The organism is Nonomuraea sp. NPDC050227 (assembly GCF_044459705.1).
GTDB lineage: Bacteria > Actinomycetota > Actinomycetes > Streptosporangiales > Streptosporangiaceae > Nonomuraea.
Genome location: NZ_JBITJF010000015.1, coordinates 271075 through 288942, shown reverse-complemented (window position 1 = coordinate 288942; position 17868 = coordinate 271075). Strand labels below are relative to the sequence as shown.

The window sequence follows — 17868 nt, the reverse complement described above, 5'->3', positions numbered from 1 at the left end:
ACCCCCTCGGCCTACATCTGGTGCACGGTGGCGTTCTCGCCGCGGTGGGTGAAGCGGGACACGAGCTTGTCCAGCGACCACGCGCCGCTGCCGAGCAGCGCCAGCATCAGGAACGACCACGAGAACATGGCCGCGGTCTCGCCCCCGTTCTGCAACGGGAACAGACCCTTGGGCAGGTGGACGGTGAAGTAGGCGTAGGCCATCGTGCCCGAGCAGAGCAGGGCGGCGACGCGGGTGGCGAGCCCGATGAGGACGAGGCCGCCCGCGCCGAGCTCGATCACCCCCGCCCACCAGTCGGGCCATTGGCCTACGGACGGGGTCGTTCCGCCGTACGGGCCGCCGAGTACGCCGAACAGAGTGGCGGCCCCGTGGCAGGCGAACAGCAGGCCCACCACGATGCGGAACAGCGACAGCGCGGCGTCACGAAGCTTGGTCATCGGCCTGTCCAGACCCTCAGATCCGCTGCCAGAGCGCCGGGACGTTCGGCGGCTCCCAGCCCGCGATGGCCGTGTGGGGCTGCAGGCACCGGTAGGAGACGCCGTTGTAGGTGACCGTGCTGCCCGTGGTGTAGGCCGTGCCGGCCTTCCAGGTGCCCGAGGCCGTCGTGGTCGGCGTCGGGGTCGGGGTGGGCGTGGGGGTCACGGTCGGGGTGGGGGTGGGGGTCGGCTGGCCGCCGCCGCCGATCTGCAGGTCGATGCAGGAGTAGAAGGCGTTCGAGGTGTCGGAGATGTTCCAGATCGCCAGCACCTTCTGGCGGCCGGAGTAGCCGGAGAGGTTGACGGTGTGGGAGATCGTCGACGGCGGTTGCTGGCCGTTGCCGTTGAAGACCGCGACCCGGGTGCCGCCGATGTAGTACTCGTAGTTGAGCGTGGCGTGCCTGGCGGTGAACGTCCAGGTGAAGGTCACCGAGTTGCCCACCGAGGTGGCCGGCCACGGCTTGCTCTCGTCGCTGAGCTGAGCGAACTGTCCAAGATTGGCGTTGCAGCTCCGCAGGCCCTTCGGGCCTTCCACGCTCTGCGGCTCGTACACGATCTGGCCGCAGTCGGGCACCTTGCCCTGGGCGCAGAACGCCTGCCTGCTGGGCGGCGAGTTCACATAACCGTGGGCGAACGCGGGAGAGGTGTTGAACACCGCCGTGGCGATGGTGATCACCGCCACGGCGACTAACGTGAGAGTCCTTCGCATTGAAGTGGCTCCTTTACATGGGGGGATAGTCCAAATGTAAAGGAAAGTTTCCTAACGGTAAACGGTTGGCTTACCGGATTTCCAGACTCTCGTCAGAGGCTCAGCGCGTCACGATGAAATCGCGCGGGTCACGGGGGGCGCGGTCGCGCGGCGGCGCGGCGGCGTGCCCGATCGCCACGCAGCCCATCGGATCCCAGGACTCCGGCAGGTCGAGCACCCGCCTGACCACCGGCCGGCAGAACATCGTGGAGGACACCCACGCCGAGCCCAGCCCCTCGACCGCGAGCTGGATCAGGAAGTTCTCCACGCCGGCGCCCGTCGCCACGACGAACATCTCCCGCTCGGAGGCGTTGCGCCGGTCGTCGCGGTAGGTGTGCGAGCCTTCCATCACCAGGCACGGCACGACCAGGTAGGGGGCGTTGCGCAGGACGTCGCCGCGTTTGATCCGCTTGGCGATCGACTGCTCGGTGAACCCGTCGCCGCGCAGGTCGTCGATCCACGCCTCCCGCATGGCGTCGAGCAGCTCGGTGCGGGCCTGCGCCGACTCGACCAGCACGAACCGCCACGGGGTCGTGTGGTGCGGCGCCGGCGCCGCGATGCCCGCGGCCACCGCCCTGCGCACCGCCTCGCCGTCGACCGGCCGGTCGGAGAACTCCCTGATCGTACGGCGGGCGAACACGACGTCGCGGGCGCCGAAGCGGAACATGTCCTCGTCGGCCGGGCGGACGAGCGGCCTGACCCCCGGCCCGTCGTCGTCGGTCACCAGATGGGCCAGACCGCGCACGATCGCCGCGGGAACGCCGTCGAGCTTGCCCTTGACCAGCTCGGCCGCGCTCGCGATCTCGTCGGCCAGCGCGGTGACGGTGGCGCCGAGCGCGTTGCCGTAGGGGTCGGAGGAGCCGCGGAAGTCGTCGAGCGGGCGCACCCCGGCGGCGCCGATCGCCACGTCGGTCAGCCCGTTGCGCCACGGACGCCCGAACGTGTCGGAGACGATCACCCCCACCCGCGCGCCCAGCCCGGCCCTGATCCGCGCCGCCGAGGCGTCGGGGTCCTCGGGCAGCAGCAGGACGGTGCCCGGCTCGGTGTTGGAGGCGTCGACCCCCGCCGCGGCCATGACGAAACCGTGGCGGGTCTGGACGATCACCGTGTCGCCGCGCCTGGCGACGACCCGCTCGGTCTCCTCCTCGATCGCGCTCGCGCGGTCGGGCGCCTGGCGGACGCGGCCCTCGGCCTTACTGACGATCTTGGAGGTCACCACCACGATGTCGCCGTCGCGCAGGTCGGCGTCCTTGAGCAGGGCGGCCACGTCGTCGCCCGGCCGGACCTCGCCGATGCCGGTGACGGCGATCACCTCGACCCGTCGCGAGCTCATCGGGCCAGCTCCAGCGCCAGGTCGAGCGCCGTGCGGGCGATGTCGGCGGCCGTCTCGGCGTCGTGCATGAGGATCGGACGGGACACCACGCGCACGCCGTCGAGCGCCACCCCGGAGTCCTCCTCGGCCACCAGCCAGCCGTCGACCAGGCCGGCGCCGTAGAGGTCGAGCACGGCCTGGGCCGTGGTCTCCACCCCGATGGCCGTCAGGCAGGCGTCGGCCATGCCGCGCACGGGCGCGCCGCCGATGATGGGGGAGACGCCGACCACGGTCTTGGCCGCGACCGCCTCGCGGATGCCGGGGACCTGCAGGATCGTGCCGATGCTCACCACCGGGTTGGACGGCGGCAGGATGACCACGTCGGCCTGCTCGATCGCCTCCAGCACACCCGGCGCGGGCTTGGCGCTCTCGACCCCCACCAGCGCGAACGACTCGGCCGGGACCGAGGCGCGCAGGCGCACCCACCACTCCTGGAAGTGCACGGCCCGCTTGCCGCGCTCGTCGGAGATCACCACGTGCGTCTCGCAGCGGTCGTCGGTCATCGGCAGCAGCCGCACGCCCGGCTGCCAGCGCACGCACAGGGCCTCGGTGATCTGCGAGAGCGGATAGCCCGCCTCCAGCATCTGCGAGCGGACGATGTGGGTGGCGAAGTCGCGGTCGCCGAGCCCGAACCACTGCGGCTCGACCCCGTAGGCGGCCAGCTCCTCCTTGACGACGTGGGACTCCTTGGCCCGGCCCCAGCCCTGCTCCTCGTCGATGCCGCCGCCCAGGGTGTACATGACGGTGTCGAGGTCGGGACAGACGCGCAGGCCGAACAGGGTGATGTCGTCGCCCGTGTTGCCGATGACGGTGATCGAGGCGTCGGGTGCGGTGGCGCGCAGGCCGCGCAGGAAACGGGCGCCGCCGATGCCGCCGGCGAGTGACACGATGTGCATGCGTCCCAGTCTTCCATCGGCGTCCGACATCCCCGTGGGGGGAGTGGTTCTGCCCCACTTCGGAGCAATGAAGCTCCAGGTATAGGGGTAAATGGGATGGAAGAGGTTCTTGGGACATCCGCCGCGAAAGTCGGCAATGTGGCAAACTCCCTTCGGGCCAAAGGGTCCGATGGGGGTTACTCATGAGCAAAGTAAATGCCGCCCGACTACGGGAGCCGGCTGCCTGGATCATGCTCGTCACCGGGCTGGTGGACGTCGTCCTGACGATCGGCCACATCCTGATCGGCTCGGGCAGCCCGCTCGGCGGCGGGTTCGCCACCCGTGCCGCCGCGAACCTGACGGGCCTGACCAGCCCGGTCGTGACCGCGCTGCTCGTGGGCGCCGTGCTGCTCGTCACCAGGACGGGCGAGCGCTCGCCCAAGGCCCGGCTCATCGCCTACGGCTCGGCCGCCGGCCTGCTGCTCGCCGCCGTGTTCGGCGCGCTGGCGCTGATCGTCGGGCTGTTCGCCGGTGGCGGCTTCCGCGGCGTGGTGGAGCACGTGCTCACGGGCGTGCCCCTGCTCGCGCTGACCGCCGTCGGACTGGTCTACCTGCTCCCCGAGGTCATGCCCGGCCGGACCCCCATCCCCACCCTCGACGGGTACGGCCGCCCCACCACCCACTACGGCCAGCCCCAGCAGTTCGGCCAGCAGGACCAGCCCCAGTACGGCCGCCCCCAGCAGTTCGGCCAGCAGGACCAGCCCGCCTACGGCCAGCCCGACCAGCCCTCCCAGGGCCGGCCCGACCCCGCGCCCCAGCCCGCGTACGCGCAGCCGCACGCCGCGCCGACCCCCTACGGCCAGCAGCCCGCGCTCGCCCAGCTCCCCCCGGGCCAGGACGCCCAGCCCCCGGCTCCCGACAGCCAGCCCGCCGCCTCCGGCTACGCCCCGCAACCGCCGTCGGGCCAGGTCCCCGCAGGCTCGGGCTACACGCCCCAGCCGCCGTCGGGCCAGCAGTCCCCGGCCTACGCGCCCCAGCCGCCGTCGGGTCAGCAGTCCCCGGCCTACGCGCCGCAGCCCCCGTCCTCGGGCTACGAGCCCCAGGCCGCCTCCGCCGGGTACGCGCCCCAGCCCCCGTCCGGCCAGCACGCCACCGTCGCCTTCGGCCAGCAGGACCCGCAGGCTCCGTACGGCCAGCAGGACCCGCAGGCACCGTACGGCCAGCAGGACTCCCAGGCTTCCTTCGGGCAGCAGGACCAGCAGGCCCCTTACGGCCAGCAGGGCCAGCAGGCCGCCTTCGGGCAGCAGCCGGGTTACGGCGGCGGACAGGCGCCGAACCCCGGCGCGCAGCCCGGCTACGGTCAGCAGCCCCCGAGCTACGGCGGCCACCCCGACCCCGCCACCGGTGGCTACGGCCAGCCCGAGCCGTCCACCCCCGGCTATGGCCAGCCCGCCGCTCCCGGCTTCGGCCAGCCCGACCCCGCCGGCTACGGCCAGCCCGCGCCCTCCGCGCCCGGCTTCGGCCAGTCCGACGCCCCCGGCTACGGCCACCAGCAGGAGACCCCCGTCCCGCACGCGGCCGAGGCGCAGTCCCCCTACGCCCCCCAGACTTCCGACGGCCAGCCCGCCTACGGCCAGGCCCAGGGCCAGGGGCACGGCCAGCAGCCCGCCTACGGCCAGCCCGAACAGCCCCCGTTCGGCCAGCCCGCCCAGGGCCAGCCTGACCAGGCTCCCTTCGGCCAGCCTTCGCACGGCCAGCCTGACCAGGCTCCCTTCGGCCAGCCTTCGCACGGCCAGCCTGACCAGGCTCCCTTCGGCCAGCCTTCGCACGGCCAGCCTGAGCAGGCTCCCTTCGGGCAGTCTTCGCACGGCCAGCCTGAGCAGGCTCCCTTCGGCCAGCCTTCGCACGGCCAGCAGTCCGAGCCGTACCAGCAGCAGCCCTACCAGCCGGCCAGGGCCGCGCTTCCCGCCGCGTCCGCCGAGCAGCCGTTCGGCAACCCCCAGGCACCGGCCGGTCAGCCGTTCGCCCAGCCGCAGGGCTTCGGCCAGGACCAGGGGTACGCCCCGGCCGCCTACACCCCGTCCGAGACGCTCCCCGACTCCGGCTACCAGCCGCCGGCCGGCGAGTACACCCCCGCGCCGTACGTCCCGGCCGACAGTCAGCCCAGCGCGTACGGCCAGTCCGGCTACCCCACCCCGGAGAACCCGTACGCCCCGAGCAACAGCTCACCGAACGCCTTCGCCGACCAGGCGTACCCGAGCGGCGAGACCAGCCCGAGCGTCCCGTACCCGCAGGCGGAGCAGCAGCAGCCGTACCAGGACCGGCAGAACGCCTTCGACCAGCAGGGCGGCCAGCCGTTCACCGGCTACTCCGGCCACGAGTACGCCACCCCCGCCTTCCAGGAGCCCGACCCGCCCGTGGACCCGCGCTCCCAGCAGCTCCTGGACGCCTACCAGCAGGCCGAGACCTACCAGAGCTCGACGGCCGCCTCCGGCACCCAGCCCGACCTGCGGGTGCCCGACTATGCCGGCCAGCCGGCCAGGCCGTACGACGACCCGTTCGGCCACCCGCAGCAGGCCCAGCCGTACCAGCAGCAGCAGAACGCGTACGAACCCCAGCAGGGCCAGTACGAGCAGCCCCAGACCTACCGCCCCACCCACCAGGCCCCGGCCGGCTGGAATGAGGCGCAGAGCGAGTCGACGATGCGGCTCGACCCCTCGCAGTTCGGGGACGCCCTGGGCGCCCAGAACCGCCCGGGTGACGACCCAATCGACCCAACGGCCATATACACGCCCAACGAGCCACGCAGGTAACGGACCGGCAAACGACGGCTAGAGAGAAGGTGGCCCAAAGGGCGGGCGTCTACCCCGCCCTGGTACGGTTCCGACCGCTGACAGCGTTGAACGAACCGGGTCGAAGCCTTGCTGTGCAGGGGGTCTCGGCCTGGTGCGAACACCACATGCCGAGCACACCGGGGCGAGAGTCGGTCTTTCCCCGGATACCGTCATGCCGCTTGACGTCACGTACGGCACGCGCGTGTAATTACAACCATGTTGTTACGCCTTCCCGTGGGTGGGTAGGAGGAAGGCGTCCATGGGGGGCTCCATTGCGGGCGGGCGGCAGGGAGGTGTGCAGTGACCGATCCGGTCATCGCACAGGATCAGCTTGACGCTGAAGAACTCGGATGGCAGGAGCGTGCTTTGTGCGCGCAGACCGATCCGGAGGCGTTCTTCCCGGAAAAAGGCGGCTCCACCCGAGAAGCCAAGAAGGTTTGTCGATCGTGCGAGGTCCGTGCCGAGTGCTTGGAGTACGCGCTCGAACACGATGAGCGCTTCGGCATCTGGGGTGGGTTGTCGGAGCGGGAGCGCAGACGGATCAAGCGCCAGGCCGTTTAGGGGATATGAGCGAAAGGGTCACGCGGTAGCCCGCGTGGCCCTTTTTCGTGTGTGATGTCACCTGTAGGGTGGGCGCGCCTGATCAACGCTGGAGTCGCCCGCCCATGTCACGCCCCCTCGTCACCGCGATCGTCGTCGCCCATGACGGCGGCCGCTGGCTGGGGGACACCTTGCGCGCGCTGGCTGGTCAGAGCCGCAGGCCGGAGCGCGTCGCCGGGGTCGACAACGGCAGCAGGGACGGCTCGGCCGACCTGCTCGCGCAGGCGCTCGGCGCGTCCAACGTGCTCACGCTCCCGCGCTCGGCCTCCTTCGGCGACGCGGTGGCGGAGGTGCTGGACCGGCTGCCGCCGTGCGGCCAGGACGAGTGGCTCTGGCTGCTGCACGACGACTGCGCCCCCGACCGGCGGGCGCTGGAGGCCCTGCTCATGGCGGCCGAGCAGGATCCCAAGGCGGCGGTGCTCGGCCCGAAGCTGCGCGACTGGCTCGACCGCAGGCGCCTGCTCGAACTGGGCGTGACCGTCGGCCTCACCGGGCGCAGGGACACCGGGCTGGAGCCGCGCGAGTTCGACCAGGGGCAGCACGACGGCACCCGGGAGGTGCTCTCGGTCTCCACGGCGGGCATGCTGGTCCGCCGCGACGTCTGGGAGCGGCTCGGCGGCCTCGACCCGCTGTTCCCGCTCTTCCGCGACGACCTCGACCTGTGCTGGCGGGTGCGCAACGCCGGGCACCGGGTGCTGGCCGTCACCTCGGCGGTGGCCTGGCACGCCGAGGCGGCGGCCCGCAGACGGCGGCGGATCACGGTCAGCGGCGACCATCCGCGCAGGCTCGACCGGCGCAACGCGATGTTCGTCGTCATGGCGAACCTGCCGTTCCGCGTGATGGTGTGGGCGCTGCTGCGGAACCTGGCCGGGTCGGCCCTGCGCACGCTGCTGTTCCTGGTGGGCAAGCAGCCGGCGAACGCGCTGGACGAGATGGTGGCGCTGGGGTCGATCCTGGCGCACCCGTTCCGGCTGCTGAAGGCGCGCGGGGCCCGCCGCGAAGGCCGTAAAAAGGGATTTAGTCGTATAAAGCGGTTGCTGACGCCGCCGGGGGCGGCCTACCGGCGGCTGACCGACATGGTGCAGAGCTTCCTCGCCGGCGCGGGCCCCGTCGACTCCGCCGGCCGCCACCACCACTCCACCCCCGAGGACGACGAGGACGCCGCGCCCGCCGACACCGGCGCGGTCAAGGGCTTCCTCCGGCGGCCCGGCGTCGTCCTCATGATCGCCCTGGCCGTGATCTCGGTGGCCGCCGAACGGTCGTTGCTCGGCGGCGACCGGCTGGGCGGCGGCGCGCTGGTCCCGGTCACGGGCGGTGCGGGCGATCTGTGGCGGTTCTACACCGAGGGCTTCCACGACATCGGGCTCGGCTCCACCGACTGGGCGCCGCCGTACGTGGCGCTGCTGGCGCTGGCCTCGACGCTCGCGCTCGGCAAGACGTGGCTGGCGGTGTCCGTGCTGCTGCTCGGCTCGGTGCCGCTGGCCGGGGCGTCGGCGTACCTGGCGACCCGGCACGTCATCCCGGCGGTGCCCGCGCGGGCGTGGGCGGCGGGCACCTACGCGCTGCTGCCCGTCGCGACCGGCGCGATCGCCTCCGGACGGCTCGGCACGGCGGTGGTGTTCGTGCTGGTCCCGGTGTACGCCGCGCTCGGCACCACGCTGCTGTCCGAAGAACGGCGCCGCGCGCGGCGCGCGGCCTGGGCGCTGGGGCTGCTGCTGGCCGTGGGGACGGCGTTCGTCCCGCTGGTGTACCCGCTCTTCGCGGTGCTCGGCGTGCTGGCCGCCGTCGCGTACGGCGGGGTGCGGCGCGGCGTGGTGACCTCCATGGTGATCGCGCTCGCGGTGCCCGTCGCGCTGCTGCTCCCGTGGCTGGCCGGGCTGGTCACGGACCCGGGCCGGATCCTCCTGGAGGCGGGCCTGCACGATCCCGCCCTGGTGGCGGCGGGGCTCGCGCCGGAGTCGCTGCTCGCGCTCAGCCCGGGAGGCCCGGGGCTGCCGCCGTTCTGGGTGACGGCCGGGCTGGTGGTGACGGCGCTGGCCGCGCTGCTCATGCGCCGCCAGCGGCTGATCGTCGCGATCGGCTGGGGCGTCACGCTGTACGGCGTGCTGGCGGCCGTCCTGGTCAGCCGGATCAGCGTCGAAGGGGCGCGGGCCTGGCCCGGCGTGCCGCTGGCGTTCGCGGGGACCGGGCTGCTGGTGCTCGTCGGCCTGACCGCGCACCGGCTGGCCGAGCTGCGGGCCGACGGCGGGCTGCGCAGGATCGGCGCGTCCCTGGTGGTGGCCGCGGCGGTGAGCACGCCGATCCTGGCCGCCGGCCATTGGGTGGCGTACGGGGTGCGCGGCCCGCTGACCGCCCACGCCCCCGGCGTGCTGCCCGCGCTGGCCGCGTGGAGCACCCGGCACGGCGAGCGCACGCTGGTCGTCAAGGGGGACGCCTTCACCGTGCTGCACGGCCGTACCCCGTTGATCGGCGAGGCCGAGCTGCCGGTCGCTTCCGAGGGACGGTCGAAGGTGGCGGACGCGGCGCGCGGCCTGGTCGGCGGCCGTGGCGGAACCGACGCCGCGACGCTGGCCCAGCACGGGATCGCCATGCTGGCGGTGGCCGCGCCGGTGCCGCCGCCGCTGGCCAGGTCGCTGGACTCCCAGCCGTCGCTGGAACGCATGAGCCTGTCGGAGGCGGGCGGCCTGTGGCGGCTGACCGAGCCGTTCACCCGCGTGCCCGCCCAGCCGGCGGACGTCCTGCACGCGCCCTGGTTGTGGACCCAGGGCGTCCTGGCCCTGATCGTGCTGGTCCTGGCCACGCCGGGACGCCGGGGGAGCGGCGCGGTCGAGGGCGTCGAGGCGGCCGTCCCCGTGCCCGCGGGGGTGCGATGAAGGCGTTCGTGGAGAACAGGTTCGGCCTGCTGGTGCTGGTCGTGGTGGCCCTGTCCGCCCTGTACGGCGTCGCTCTCGTCACCCGCCCGGCCCCCGTCCCGGCCAGGGCCGAGGGGCCGCGGAAGGTCGCGGTCGAGTCGGTGACCGCCGTCTGCCCCGGCGCCGAAGGCGCGCGGATGAACGTCTACCTGCCCGGACGCCTGTCCCACGAGGTCATGAAGAACGCCGAGCCGTACGTGACGAACGGCCCGGGAGCGCTCGAAGCCGGATACACCACCCGGGTGACCTCGGGCGCGGCCCGCGGGCTGTCCGGGGTGCGCTGCACCGAGCCGGCGCAGTCGGCCTGGCTGGCCGGCCCCGGCCCCGCGGCGGCCGACGTGATCCTGCACCTCACCAACGCCGACAAGGCCCCGGCCCAGGCCGACGTCGAGGTGTACGCGGCCGAGGGCCTGGTCTCCGGCGACGCGGGCCGCGGTCTGGAGATCGCGCCCGGCGAGCACAAGGAGATCGACCTCAAGACGCTCGCGCCCTCGGCCGACGTCATGGCCGTCGGCGTGACCACCGTCTTCGGCCGGCTCGCGGTCGCGGCCAGGGCGTCGATGCGCGGCGGCGGCGTGGACTGGCTGCCGCTCGCCGCGCCCCCGGCCACCCGCGTGGTGGTGCCCGGCATCCCCGGCGGCGGCGGGCGGCGCGAGCTGCTGGTCGCCGCTCCCGGCGAGAACGACGTGTCCGTGCAGGTCAAGGCGGTCAGCGAGGACGCCGCGTACGCGATGAGAGGCCGCGAGAGCGTGGACGTGCCCGCCGGCAGCGTGGTCGCGCTGGACGTGACCACCGGGATCGGCGGCGAGGCGGCCGCGCTCGTGCTCACCGCGCCCGCGCCGATCGTGGCCGGGCTGGTCGCCACCGGCACCGGGCGGCGGCTGGACGTGGCGTTCACCGCGGGCACGCCCCCGCTCGACCTGGGCAGCGCGGTCGCGGGCAACGGTCCGGGCACGCGGCTGCTGTTCACCGCGCCGGACGGGCCGGGCGAGGTCAGGGTGCAGGAGGTGCCGGCGAAGGGCGCGGCGGGCAGGCCGTACGACGTGGCGGTGCCCGCCGGGCGGACCAAGGAGGTGCGGCTGCGCGGCAAGGGCGAGTTCGCCGTGGTCGTCACGCCCGTGTCGGGCCAGGTCTACGGCGGTCGGGTCATCGAGGAGCGGGAGAAGGACGGCCTGCTCGTCACCGCCCAGCCGCTCGCGCCCGCGCGCGTGTGGACCGTGCTGCCCGCGCTGACCGACAGCCCCCGCGTGGTGCTGCCCGGCTGAGCCGCGGATCAGCGGCGGTCGGCGTAGCCCGGGGGAGCCGCGGGTCAGCGGCGGTCGTCGTAGCCCGGGTCGACGGTCTCGGGGGCGAGGCCGAGCAGCGTGGCGACCTGCTCGACCACCGTGTCGTGCACCATCGCGCCCAGGGTGTCGCGGTCGCGGGCGCGCGCCTCCAGCGGGCGGCGGTAGATCACCACCGCGGCCGGTGACTGGCCGCTGGCCGCGTCGGCCCGGCCGAACGGGATCGGCTCGGTGCCCATGCTCGGGCCGTCGCCCAGCTCGTTGAGCGGCGGCACCTCCTCGACCGCGAACTCCACGGCGGACAGCTGTTTGTCCCACCGGGGCCGCAGCCGGTCGACGGCGTCGAGGACGAGGTCGTCGAAGCGCTCGCTGCGGGAACGGGCCATGGGGACGTGGGAGGGGGCGAGGGGGCCGCGCAGGCCACGACCGTGGCGATCGCGCCGTCTGGGACCGCGCTTTGGAGTCACCGCCCAAGTGTAAGGGCACGTGCCCGCGAACCCCCGGAACCCCCGCCCGCGTCGCCGCCGTCAGGGGGCGTGGGTTCCGACGGACGCCCTCGCGCCCGACTGTCCGTTCCGGCCGGTCACCTTCCTCGGTCGTCGATCAAGGAATCAGGAAAGTACGGCGCGACCGGTGTGGCGTCAGCGGCGAGGGGGCAAGGTTGTCCCTCAGGCGCGCGCATCGGCGCATGTGGGTGGAAAGCCTGCGACAGGTGTCCGAATTGTGGCGACACGCTCGTTAAGAGCGCTCAGATAGTGGCGCCTCGCACTCTTACCAGATACGGTCCCTCCGTGAGCCCCGTCCGCCGCTGTTCCCGCACCGCTTGCAGCCAGCCTGCCGTCTTCACGCTCACGTACGTATACGCCGACTCGACCGCAGTTCTCGGCCCTCTGGCGACGTACGCCGAGCCACACTGTTACGACCTGTGCGCCGAACACGCCGAGCGGCTGACCGCTCCCCGCGGCTGGGAGGTCGTCCGGCTCCCCACCGACGGCAACTCCCCCAGCTCAGACGACCTGGAGGCGCTGGCCAACGCGGTCAGGGAAGCCGCCAGGCCCACCCCGTCCGGCAGCGGCGAGCCGGTCGGCCAAGGGGTCGAGGTCGGGCGCAGGGGCCACCTGCGCGTTCTTCGGTCGGCCCAGCAGCACCGCGACCGGTAGGCTCGTTTCACACGACAAACGACCTAGGGGCGGAGCTGGAGAGTGGGCGACCTCGCCAAGATCTTCAAAGCGTACGACGTTCGCGGGGTGGTTCCCGACGAGCTCGACGAGCCGATCGCCGAGGCCGTGGGCGCGGCGTTCGTCGAGGTGACCGGAGCCGCGTCCGTCGTGGTCGCCCATGACATGCGAGAGTCCTCCGTGCCGCTGGCCGAGGCGTTCATCAGAGGGGCCCGCTCGCGCGGCGCCGACGTCGTGTTCGCCGGGCTCGGTTCCACCGACCTGCTCTACTACGCCAGCGGCAGCCTGGGCCTGCCCGGCGTGATGTTCACCGCCAGCCACAACCCGGCCCGCTACAACGGGATGAAGATGTGCCGCGGTGGCGCGGTGCCGATCGGCGGCGAGACCGGGCTGGCCGAGATCCGCGACCGCGCGGCCGAGCTGCTGGGCGCCCCCGCCACCCCGACCGGGTCGCTGATCGAGAAGGACCTGCTGTCCGGCTACGCCGCCCACCTGCGCGGGCTCGTCGACCTGTCGGCGATCCGGCCGCTCAAGGTCGTCGCCGACGCCGGCAACGGCATGGCCGGCCACACCGTCCCGGCCGTGTTCGAGGGCCTGCCGCTGGAGCTGGTCCCGCTCTACTTCGAGCTCGACGGCAGCTTCCCCAACCACGAGGCCAACCCGCTGGAGCCGCAGAACCTCCTCGACGTGCAGCGGGCCGTCGTCGAGAGCGGCGCCGACCTGGGCCTCGCCTTCGACGGCGACGCCGACCGCTGCTGGGTGGTCGACGAGCGGGGCGCGTCCGTCTCGCCGTCGGCCGTCACCGCCCTGGTCGCCACCCGTGAGCTGGCCAAAGACCTCGGCGGCACGATCATCCACAACGTGATCACCTCGCTCGGCGTGCCGGAGATCGTCCGCGAGCACGGCGGCACGCCCGTGCGCACGCGCGTCGGCCACTCCTTCATCAAGGCGGAGATGGCCCGCACCGGCGCGATCTTCGGCGGCGAGCACTCCGCCCACTACTACTTCCGCGACTTCTGGTTCGCCGACTCGGGCCTGCTCGCCGCGATGCACGTGCTGGCCGCGCTCGGCGAGCAGGAGCGCCCGCTGTCCCAGGTGGTGGCGGCCTACTCGCGCTACCACGCCTCCGGCGAGCTCAACAGCGCGGTCGCCGACCAGGATGCGGCGCTGGCGCTCGTCCGCGCGGCCTTCGCGGGCCGCGGCGAGGTCGACGAGCTCGACGGCCTGACGATCACCGGCCCCGACTGGTGGTTCAACCTGCGCGCGTCCAACACCGAGCCGCTCCTCAGGCTGAACGCCGAGGCGGCCGACGAGAGCAAGATGAAGGCGATCAAGGACGAGGTCCTCGCCATCGTGGGAAGGGTGTCACTGTGAAGATCGACGACTGGCTGCTGGAGATCCTGGCCTGCCCGGCCTGCAAGGCGCCCCTGCGCGCCGAGGCCGAGACCGAGGAGCTGGTCTGCACGGACTGCGGTCTGATCTACCCCGTGCGCGACGACATCCCCGTCCTGCTGGTCGATGAGGCAAGGAAGCCGTGACCTGGGAGCCCGGGCGGCTCGATGACCAGCAACACCTCACCGCGGCCGATCCGGGCGGCATGCTGCTCGCGGTCGCGGCCTCGGCCGCCCAGGTGCGCACGGGTCACCGTGCCGCGGTCGAGGCCGGCGTCGACCGGCTGTCCGCCCAGGGCCGCCCGCGGGCCGTCGTGGTCGCGGGCATGGGCACGGCGGGCCTGACCGGAGACATCCTCGCGGCGGTGTGCGGCAACGGCGTGCCGGCGCCGATCGTGACGTTGCGGTCCTACCAGCTGCCGGGCTGGGTCGGCGCGACCGACCTGGTCATCGCCGTCTCCGCCACCGGCGACGACGACGAGACGGTCTCCGTCGCCGTCCAGGCCGTCCGGCGGGGGTGCGGGCTGCTGGCCGTGTGCCCGCCGGGCTCACCGCTGGAGGCCGTGGCCGTGCAGGCGTCGGCGATCCACGTCCCGGTGCGGGTCGAGGGGCAGCCGAGGTCGGGGCTGTGGCTGCTGACGGTTCCGGTGATCGTGGCCGCGTCCGCGATCGGGCTGGTCACCGCCGGGGCCGAGGTGTTCGAGCGGGTGGCCGCGATCCTGGAGGACATCGCCAACCGCTGCCGTCCCTCCAGCGAGTCCTTCGTCAATCCGGGCAAGTCGCTCGCCACGGACCTGGCCGAGAGCATTCCGATGATCTGGGGTTCCTCGCCGGTGGCCTGCGCGGCGGCGTACCGGCTGGCCTGCCAGCTCAACGAGACCGGCAAGTACCCCGCGGTCTTCGGTCAGCTGCCCGAGGCCGGCCACAACCAGGTGGCGGCCCTGGAGGGGCCGCTGGCCGAGCGGGACATCTTCGCCGACGAGGCCGGGCCGACGCTCAGGCTCGTCATGCTGCGCGACGTCGAGGAACATCCCCAGGTCACGCGGCAGCGCGAGGCGTCGCTGCGGCTCGCGCACGACCGTGACGTGCCGGTCACCGAGCTGACCGCGGAGGGCGTGCATCCGCTCGAACGGCTGGCCACGCTCATCGGCCTGGCCGACTACGCCGCCACCTACCTGGCCCTCGGCTACGCCGTCGATCCGACGCCTGTGGCCACGATCAATGAGCTTCGGGCCAGGATTTCCCAATAGGATCCCATGTCAGGGTCTTTTTTAGGTGATCTTTATGAGTGGAGACGTCCGGTGAGCGCGAGTGGTGGCACGAAGGCAATCATTGCGGCGCTGAGCGCCAACCTGGCGATCGCGGTGTCGAAGTTCGTGGCGGCGTTCTTCACCGGGTCGTCCTCGATGCTGGCCGAGGGCATCCACTCGGTCGCCGACTCGGGCAACCAGCTCCTGCTGCTGATCGGCGGGAAACGGGCCCAGCGGGCCAGCGACAAGACCCACCCCTTCGGCTACGGGCGCGAGCGTTACTTCTACGCGTTCGTGGTCGCCGTCGTGCTGTTCACGATCGGCGCGGTCTTCTCCCTCTACGAGGGCTGGCACAAGATCTCCGAACCGGCCGAGGTCGACAAGCCCATCTGGGCGTTCGCGGTGCTGATCTTCGCGATCATCGCCGAGGGCTTCTCCTTCCGTACGGCGATCAGGGAGTCCAACCCGCTGCGCGGCAAGCAGTCGTGGTTCGCCTTCATCCGCCGGTCGAAGTCGCCCGAGCTGCCCGTCATCCTGCTGGAGGACCTGGGCGCGCTGCTCGGTCTGATCTTCGCGCTGTTCGGCGTGACGATGGCCGTCATCACCGGCGACGGCGTCTGGGACGGCATCGGCACCCTCATGATCGGCGTGCTGCTGGCGATCATCGCCGTCGTGCTGGCCGTCGAGACCAAGTCGCTGCTGCTCGGTGAGGGCGCCTCGCCCGAGGTCGAGGAGCAGATCCGGGCCGCGCTGGAGGGGGCGCCCGAGGTGGCCAGGATCATCCACATGCGCACGCTGCACCTCGGCCCCGAGGAGCTGCTGGTGGCCGCCAAGATCGCGGTCGAGCACGACGACACGGCCGGCGAGGTGGCCCGCGGCATCGACGAGGCCGAGCGGCGCATCCGCGACGCCGTGCCGATCGCGCGGGTGATCTACCTGGAGCCCGACCTCGACCGGCTGCGCACGACGACGAGCTGACGCTCGTCCCGGAGGCCGGCCGCGCACGACGGCCGGCCGACGCCCCGCCGGGCGTATGACGCTCAGCCCTGGGGGCGCAGGAGCCGCAGGGCCTTCTCCTTCTCGAAGTCCAGGGCCCGGCGCGGCACCTGGATGCGGCCGATGCGCACGCCCAGGTCGCGCACGGCCGCGGCCACCTGCGGCTCGCTCAGTACGCGCAACGCGAACGCCAGCTCGGCGGGCGAGACGTCGAATCGTTTCTCCAGCTCCACCCCCTGCGCCACGGCGGCCAGCTCCTCGGGCCCGAATCTGCGGTGCGCCCCCCGCTCACGGACCGGCGGCAGCAGGCCCAGCGCCTCCCGGTATCGGAGCATTCGTGGGGACATGCCGAGCCGCTTGGCCGCTTCCGTGATGCGCATCCTTACATTCTTACGTCAGTTTCGCTGTCTCGGAGATGCGGGGCTGCCCGAGCGCCGCCTAAACTCGTCCGCGACAGCAATCGTGACGCGAGGGGAATCCCGATGGACTTCAAGGTCGCCGACCTTTCACTTGCCGACTTCGGCCGTAAGGAAATCCGGCTCGCCGAGCACGAGATGCCCGGCCTCATGGCGATGCGCAAGGAATACGCGGCCTCCCAGCCCCTGCGCGGCGCGAAGATCATGGGCTCGCTGCACATGACGATCCAGACGGCCGTGCTCATCGAGACGCTGGTCGCGCTCGGCGCCGAGGTCCGCTGGGTCAGCTGCAACATCTTCTCCACCCAGGACCACGCCGCCGCCGCGGTCGTCGTCGGCCCCGAGGGCACCGTCGAAGACCCGAAGGGCGTCCCCGTGTTCGCCTGGAAGGGCGAGACGCTGGAGGAGTACTGGTGGTGCACCGAGCAGGCCCTCACCTGGCCCGGCGGTGACGCCCCCAACATGATCCTCGACGACGGCGGCGACGCCACGCTCCTCGTGCACAAGGGCGCCGAGTACGAGAAGGCCGGGGCCGTGCCGCCCGCCGGCGCCGACGACCCGGAGGAGTGGCACGTCATCATCGACCTGCTCACCCGCACGGTCGGCGAGGACAAGCGCTGGACGCGCATCGCCGAGAGCATCAAGGGCGTGACCGAGGAGACCACCACCGGCGTGCACCGTCTCTACGAGATGTACAAGAACGGCCAGCTGCTCTTCCCGGCGATCAACGTCAACGACTCGGTCACCAAGTCGAAGTTCGACAACAAGTACGGCTGCCGCCACTCCGTCATCGACGGCCTCAACCGCGCCACCGACGTGCTCATCGGCGGCAAGGTGGCCGTGGTCTGCGGCTACGGCGACGTCGGCAAGGGCTGCGCCGACGCCCTGCGCGGCCAGGGCGCGCGGGTCATCGTCACCGAGATCGACCCGATCTGCGCCCTTCAGGCGGCCATGGACGGCTTCCAGGTCACCACGCTGGAGGACGTAGTCGGCATCGCCGACATCTTCGTGACCACCACCGGCAACTTCAACATCATCACCGCCGAGCACATGGCGCAGATGAAGCACCAGGCGATCGTGTCCAACATCGGCCACTTCGACAACGAGATCGACATGGCCGGCCTGGCCAAGCTGCCCGGCATCGTGAAGAACAACATCAAGCCGCAGGTCGACGAGTGGGTCTTCGCCGACGGTCACTCGATCATCGTGCTGGCCGAGGGCCGCCTGATGAACCTGGGCTGCGCCACCGGCCACCCCAGCTTCGTCATGTCCAACTCCTTCACCAACCAGGTGATCGCGCAGATCGAGCTGTTCACCAAGACGGCCGAATACCCGATCGGCGTCTACACGCTGCCCAAGCACCTCGACGAGAAGGTCGCCCGCCTCCACCTCGACGCGCTCGGCGTCAAGCTCACCGAGCTGACCAAGGAGCAGGCGGCCTACATCGGCGTGCACGTCGAGGGCCCGTACAAGCCCGACCACTACCGCTACTGATCGGCTGGGCGGCTCCGGGAGGGGGGTCCCTCCCGGAGCCGTG

Annotated in this window: 16 protein-coding genes; 10 read left to right on the top strand and 6 right to left on the bottom strand. The window is 72.3% G+C overall.

Annotated features, from left to right (window positions below; translation table 11 throughout):
• Positions 1–11 precede the first annotated feature (11 nt).
• The 4 genes from ACIBK9_RS44265 to cofD form a co-directional block, all read right to left on the bottom strand.
• The gene (locus tag ACIBK9_RS44265) at positions 12–437 is read right to left on the bottom strand and encodes a DoxX family protein (protein ID WP_358282726.1); all 426 of its coding nucleotides are present in this window, start codon (positions 435–437) and stop codon (positions 12–14) included.
• A 16-nt stretch (positions 438–453) separates the two neighbouring features.
• A complete protein-coding gene (locus tag ACIBK9_RS44260) occupies positions 454–1185 on the bottom strand; it encodes a lytic polysaccharide monooxygenase (protein WP_387646740.1) in 732 nt (243 codons plus the stop codon).
• 100 nt (positions 1186–1285) lie between these two features.
• Positions 1286–2557 (bottom strand): coenzyme F420-0:L-glutamate ligase, encoded by a 1272-nt coding sequence (locus ACIBK9_RS44255; protein WP_387668824.1) that lies wholly within the window; start codon positions 2555–2557, stop codon positions 1286–1288.
• Entirely contained in the window at positions 2554–3492 is a 939-nt protein-coding gene (gene cofD, locus ACIBK9_RS44250) for a 2-phospho-L-lactate transferase (RefSeq protein ID WP_397165013.1), read from the bottom strand. Before cofD ends, ACIBK9_RS44255 begins: the two co-directional genes overlap by 4 nt.
• Positions 3493–3674: 182 nt before the next feature.
• On the opposite strand from cofD, the gene ACIBK9_RS44245 reads away from it, so the two are divergent.
• The 4 genes from ACIBK9_RS44245 to ACIBK9_RS44230 all read left to right on the top strand — a co-directional run bounded on the left by ACIBK9_RS44245 (position 3675) and on the right by ACIBK9_RS44230 (position 11082).
• The gene (locus ACIBK9_RS44245) at positions 3675–6284 is read left to right on the top strand and encodes a hypothetical protein (protein ID WP_397165011.1); all 2610 of its coding nucleotides are present in this window, start codon (positions 3675–3677) and stop codon (positions 6282–6284) included.
• A gap of 321 nt (positions 6285–6605) precedes the next feature.
• Complete coding sequence (locus ACIBK9_RS44240) at positions 6606–6866, top strand: WhiB family transcriptional regulator (protein ID WP_020546325.1); 261 nt, start codon at positions 6606–6608, stop codon at positions 6864–6866.
• Positions 6867–6970: 104 nt separating this feature from the next.
• Positions 6971–9778: a glycosyltransferase family 2 protein gene (locus ACIBK9_RS44235; protein WP_397165009.1), complete on the top strand. Its 2808-nt coding sequence runs from the start codon at positions 6971–6973 to the stop codon at positions 9776–9778.
• Positions 9775–11082: a DUF5719 family protein gene (locus ACIBK9_RS44230; RefSeq protein WP_397165007.1), complete on the top strand. Its 1308-nt coding sequence runs from the start codon at positions 9775–9777 to the stop codon at positions 11080–11082. Before ACIBK9_RS44235 ends, ACIBK9_RS44230 begins: the two co-directional genes overlap by 4 nt.
• A 44-nt stretch (positions 11083–11126) precedes the next feature.
• Here the strand turns inward: ACIBK9_RS44230 and ACIBK9_RS44225 are convergent, their stop codons facing one another.
• Positions 11127–11486 (bottom strand): metallopeptidase family protein, encoded by a 360-nt coding sequence (locus tag ACIBK9_RS44225; protein ID WP_221762053.1) that lies wholly within the window; start codon positions 11484–11486, stop codon positions 11127–11129.
• Between the two features lie 405 nt (positions 11487–11891).
• Between ACIBK9_RS44225 and ACIBK9_RS44220 the strand changes: the two genes are divergently transcribed.
• From ACIBK9_RS44220 to ACIBK9_RS44200, 5 genes are read left to right on the top strand one after another with little or no spacing between them, the layout of a single operon-like run.
• Positions 11892–12260 (top strand): DUF3499 domain-containing protein, encoded by a 369-nt coding sequence (locus tag ACIBK9_RS44220; RefSeq protein WP_352323386.1) that lies wholly within the window; start codon positions 11892–11894, stop codon positions 12258–12260.
• Positions 12261–12302: 42 nt separating this feature from the next.
• Positions 12303–13652: a phosphomannomutase/phosphoglucomutase gene (locus tag ACIBK9_RS44215; protein ID WP_397165005.1), complete on the top strand. Its 1350-nt coding sequence runs from the start codon at positions 12303–12305 to the stop codon at positions 13650–13652.
• On the top strand, positions 13649–13816 hold the full coding sequence (locus tag ACIBK9_RS44210) for a Trm112 family protein (protein WP_352323388.1): 168 nt from the start codon (positions 13649–13651) through the stop codon (positions 13814–13816). The genes ACIBK9_RS44215 and ACIBK9_RS44210 overlap by 4 nt, the downstream gene beginning before the upstream one ends.
• The gene (locus ACIBK9_RS44205) at positions 13813–14919 is read left to right on the top strand and encodes an SIS domain-containing protein (RefSeq protein WP_397165004.1); all 1107 of its coding nucleotides are present in this window, start codon (positions 13813–13815) and stop codon (positions 14917–14919) included. Before ACIBK9_RS44210 ends, ACIBK9_RS44205 begins: the two co-directional genes overlap by 4 nt.
• A 51-nt stretch (positions 14920–14970) precedes the next feature.
• Entirely contained in the window at positions 14971–15897 is a 927-nt protein-coding gene (locus ACIBK9_RS44200) for a cation diffusion facilitator family transporter (RefSeq protein WP_397165002.1), read from the top strand.
• A 62-nt stretch (positions 15898–15959) separates the two neighbouring features.
• Here the strand turns inward: ACIBK9_RS44200 and ACIBK9_RS44195 are convergent, their stop codons facing one another.
• Positions 15960–16295, bottom strand: a complete 336-nt coding sequence (locus ACIBK9_RS44195) for a MerR family DNA-binding transcriptional regulator (RefSeq protein WP_352323391.1) — start codon at positions 16293–16295, stop codon at positions 15960–15962.
• A 102-nt stretch (positions 16296–16397) separates the two neighbouring features.
• Between ACIBK9_RS44195 and ahcY the strand changes: the two genes are divergently transcribed.
• Entirely contained in the window at positions 16398–17825 is a 1428-nt protein-coding gene (ahcY, locus tag ACIBK9_RS44190; protein ID WP_397165000.1) for an adenosylhomocysteinase, read from the top strand.
• The last annotated feature ends 43 nt before the right edge of the window (positions 17826–17868 follow it).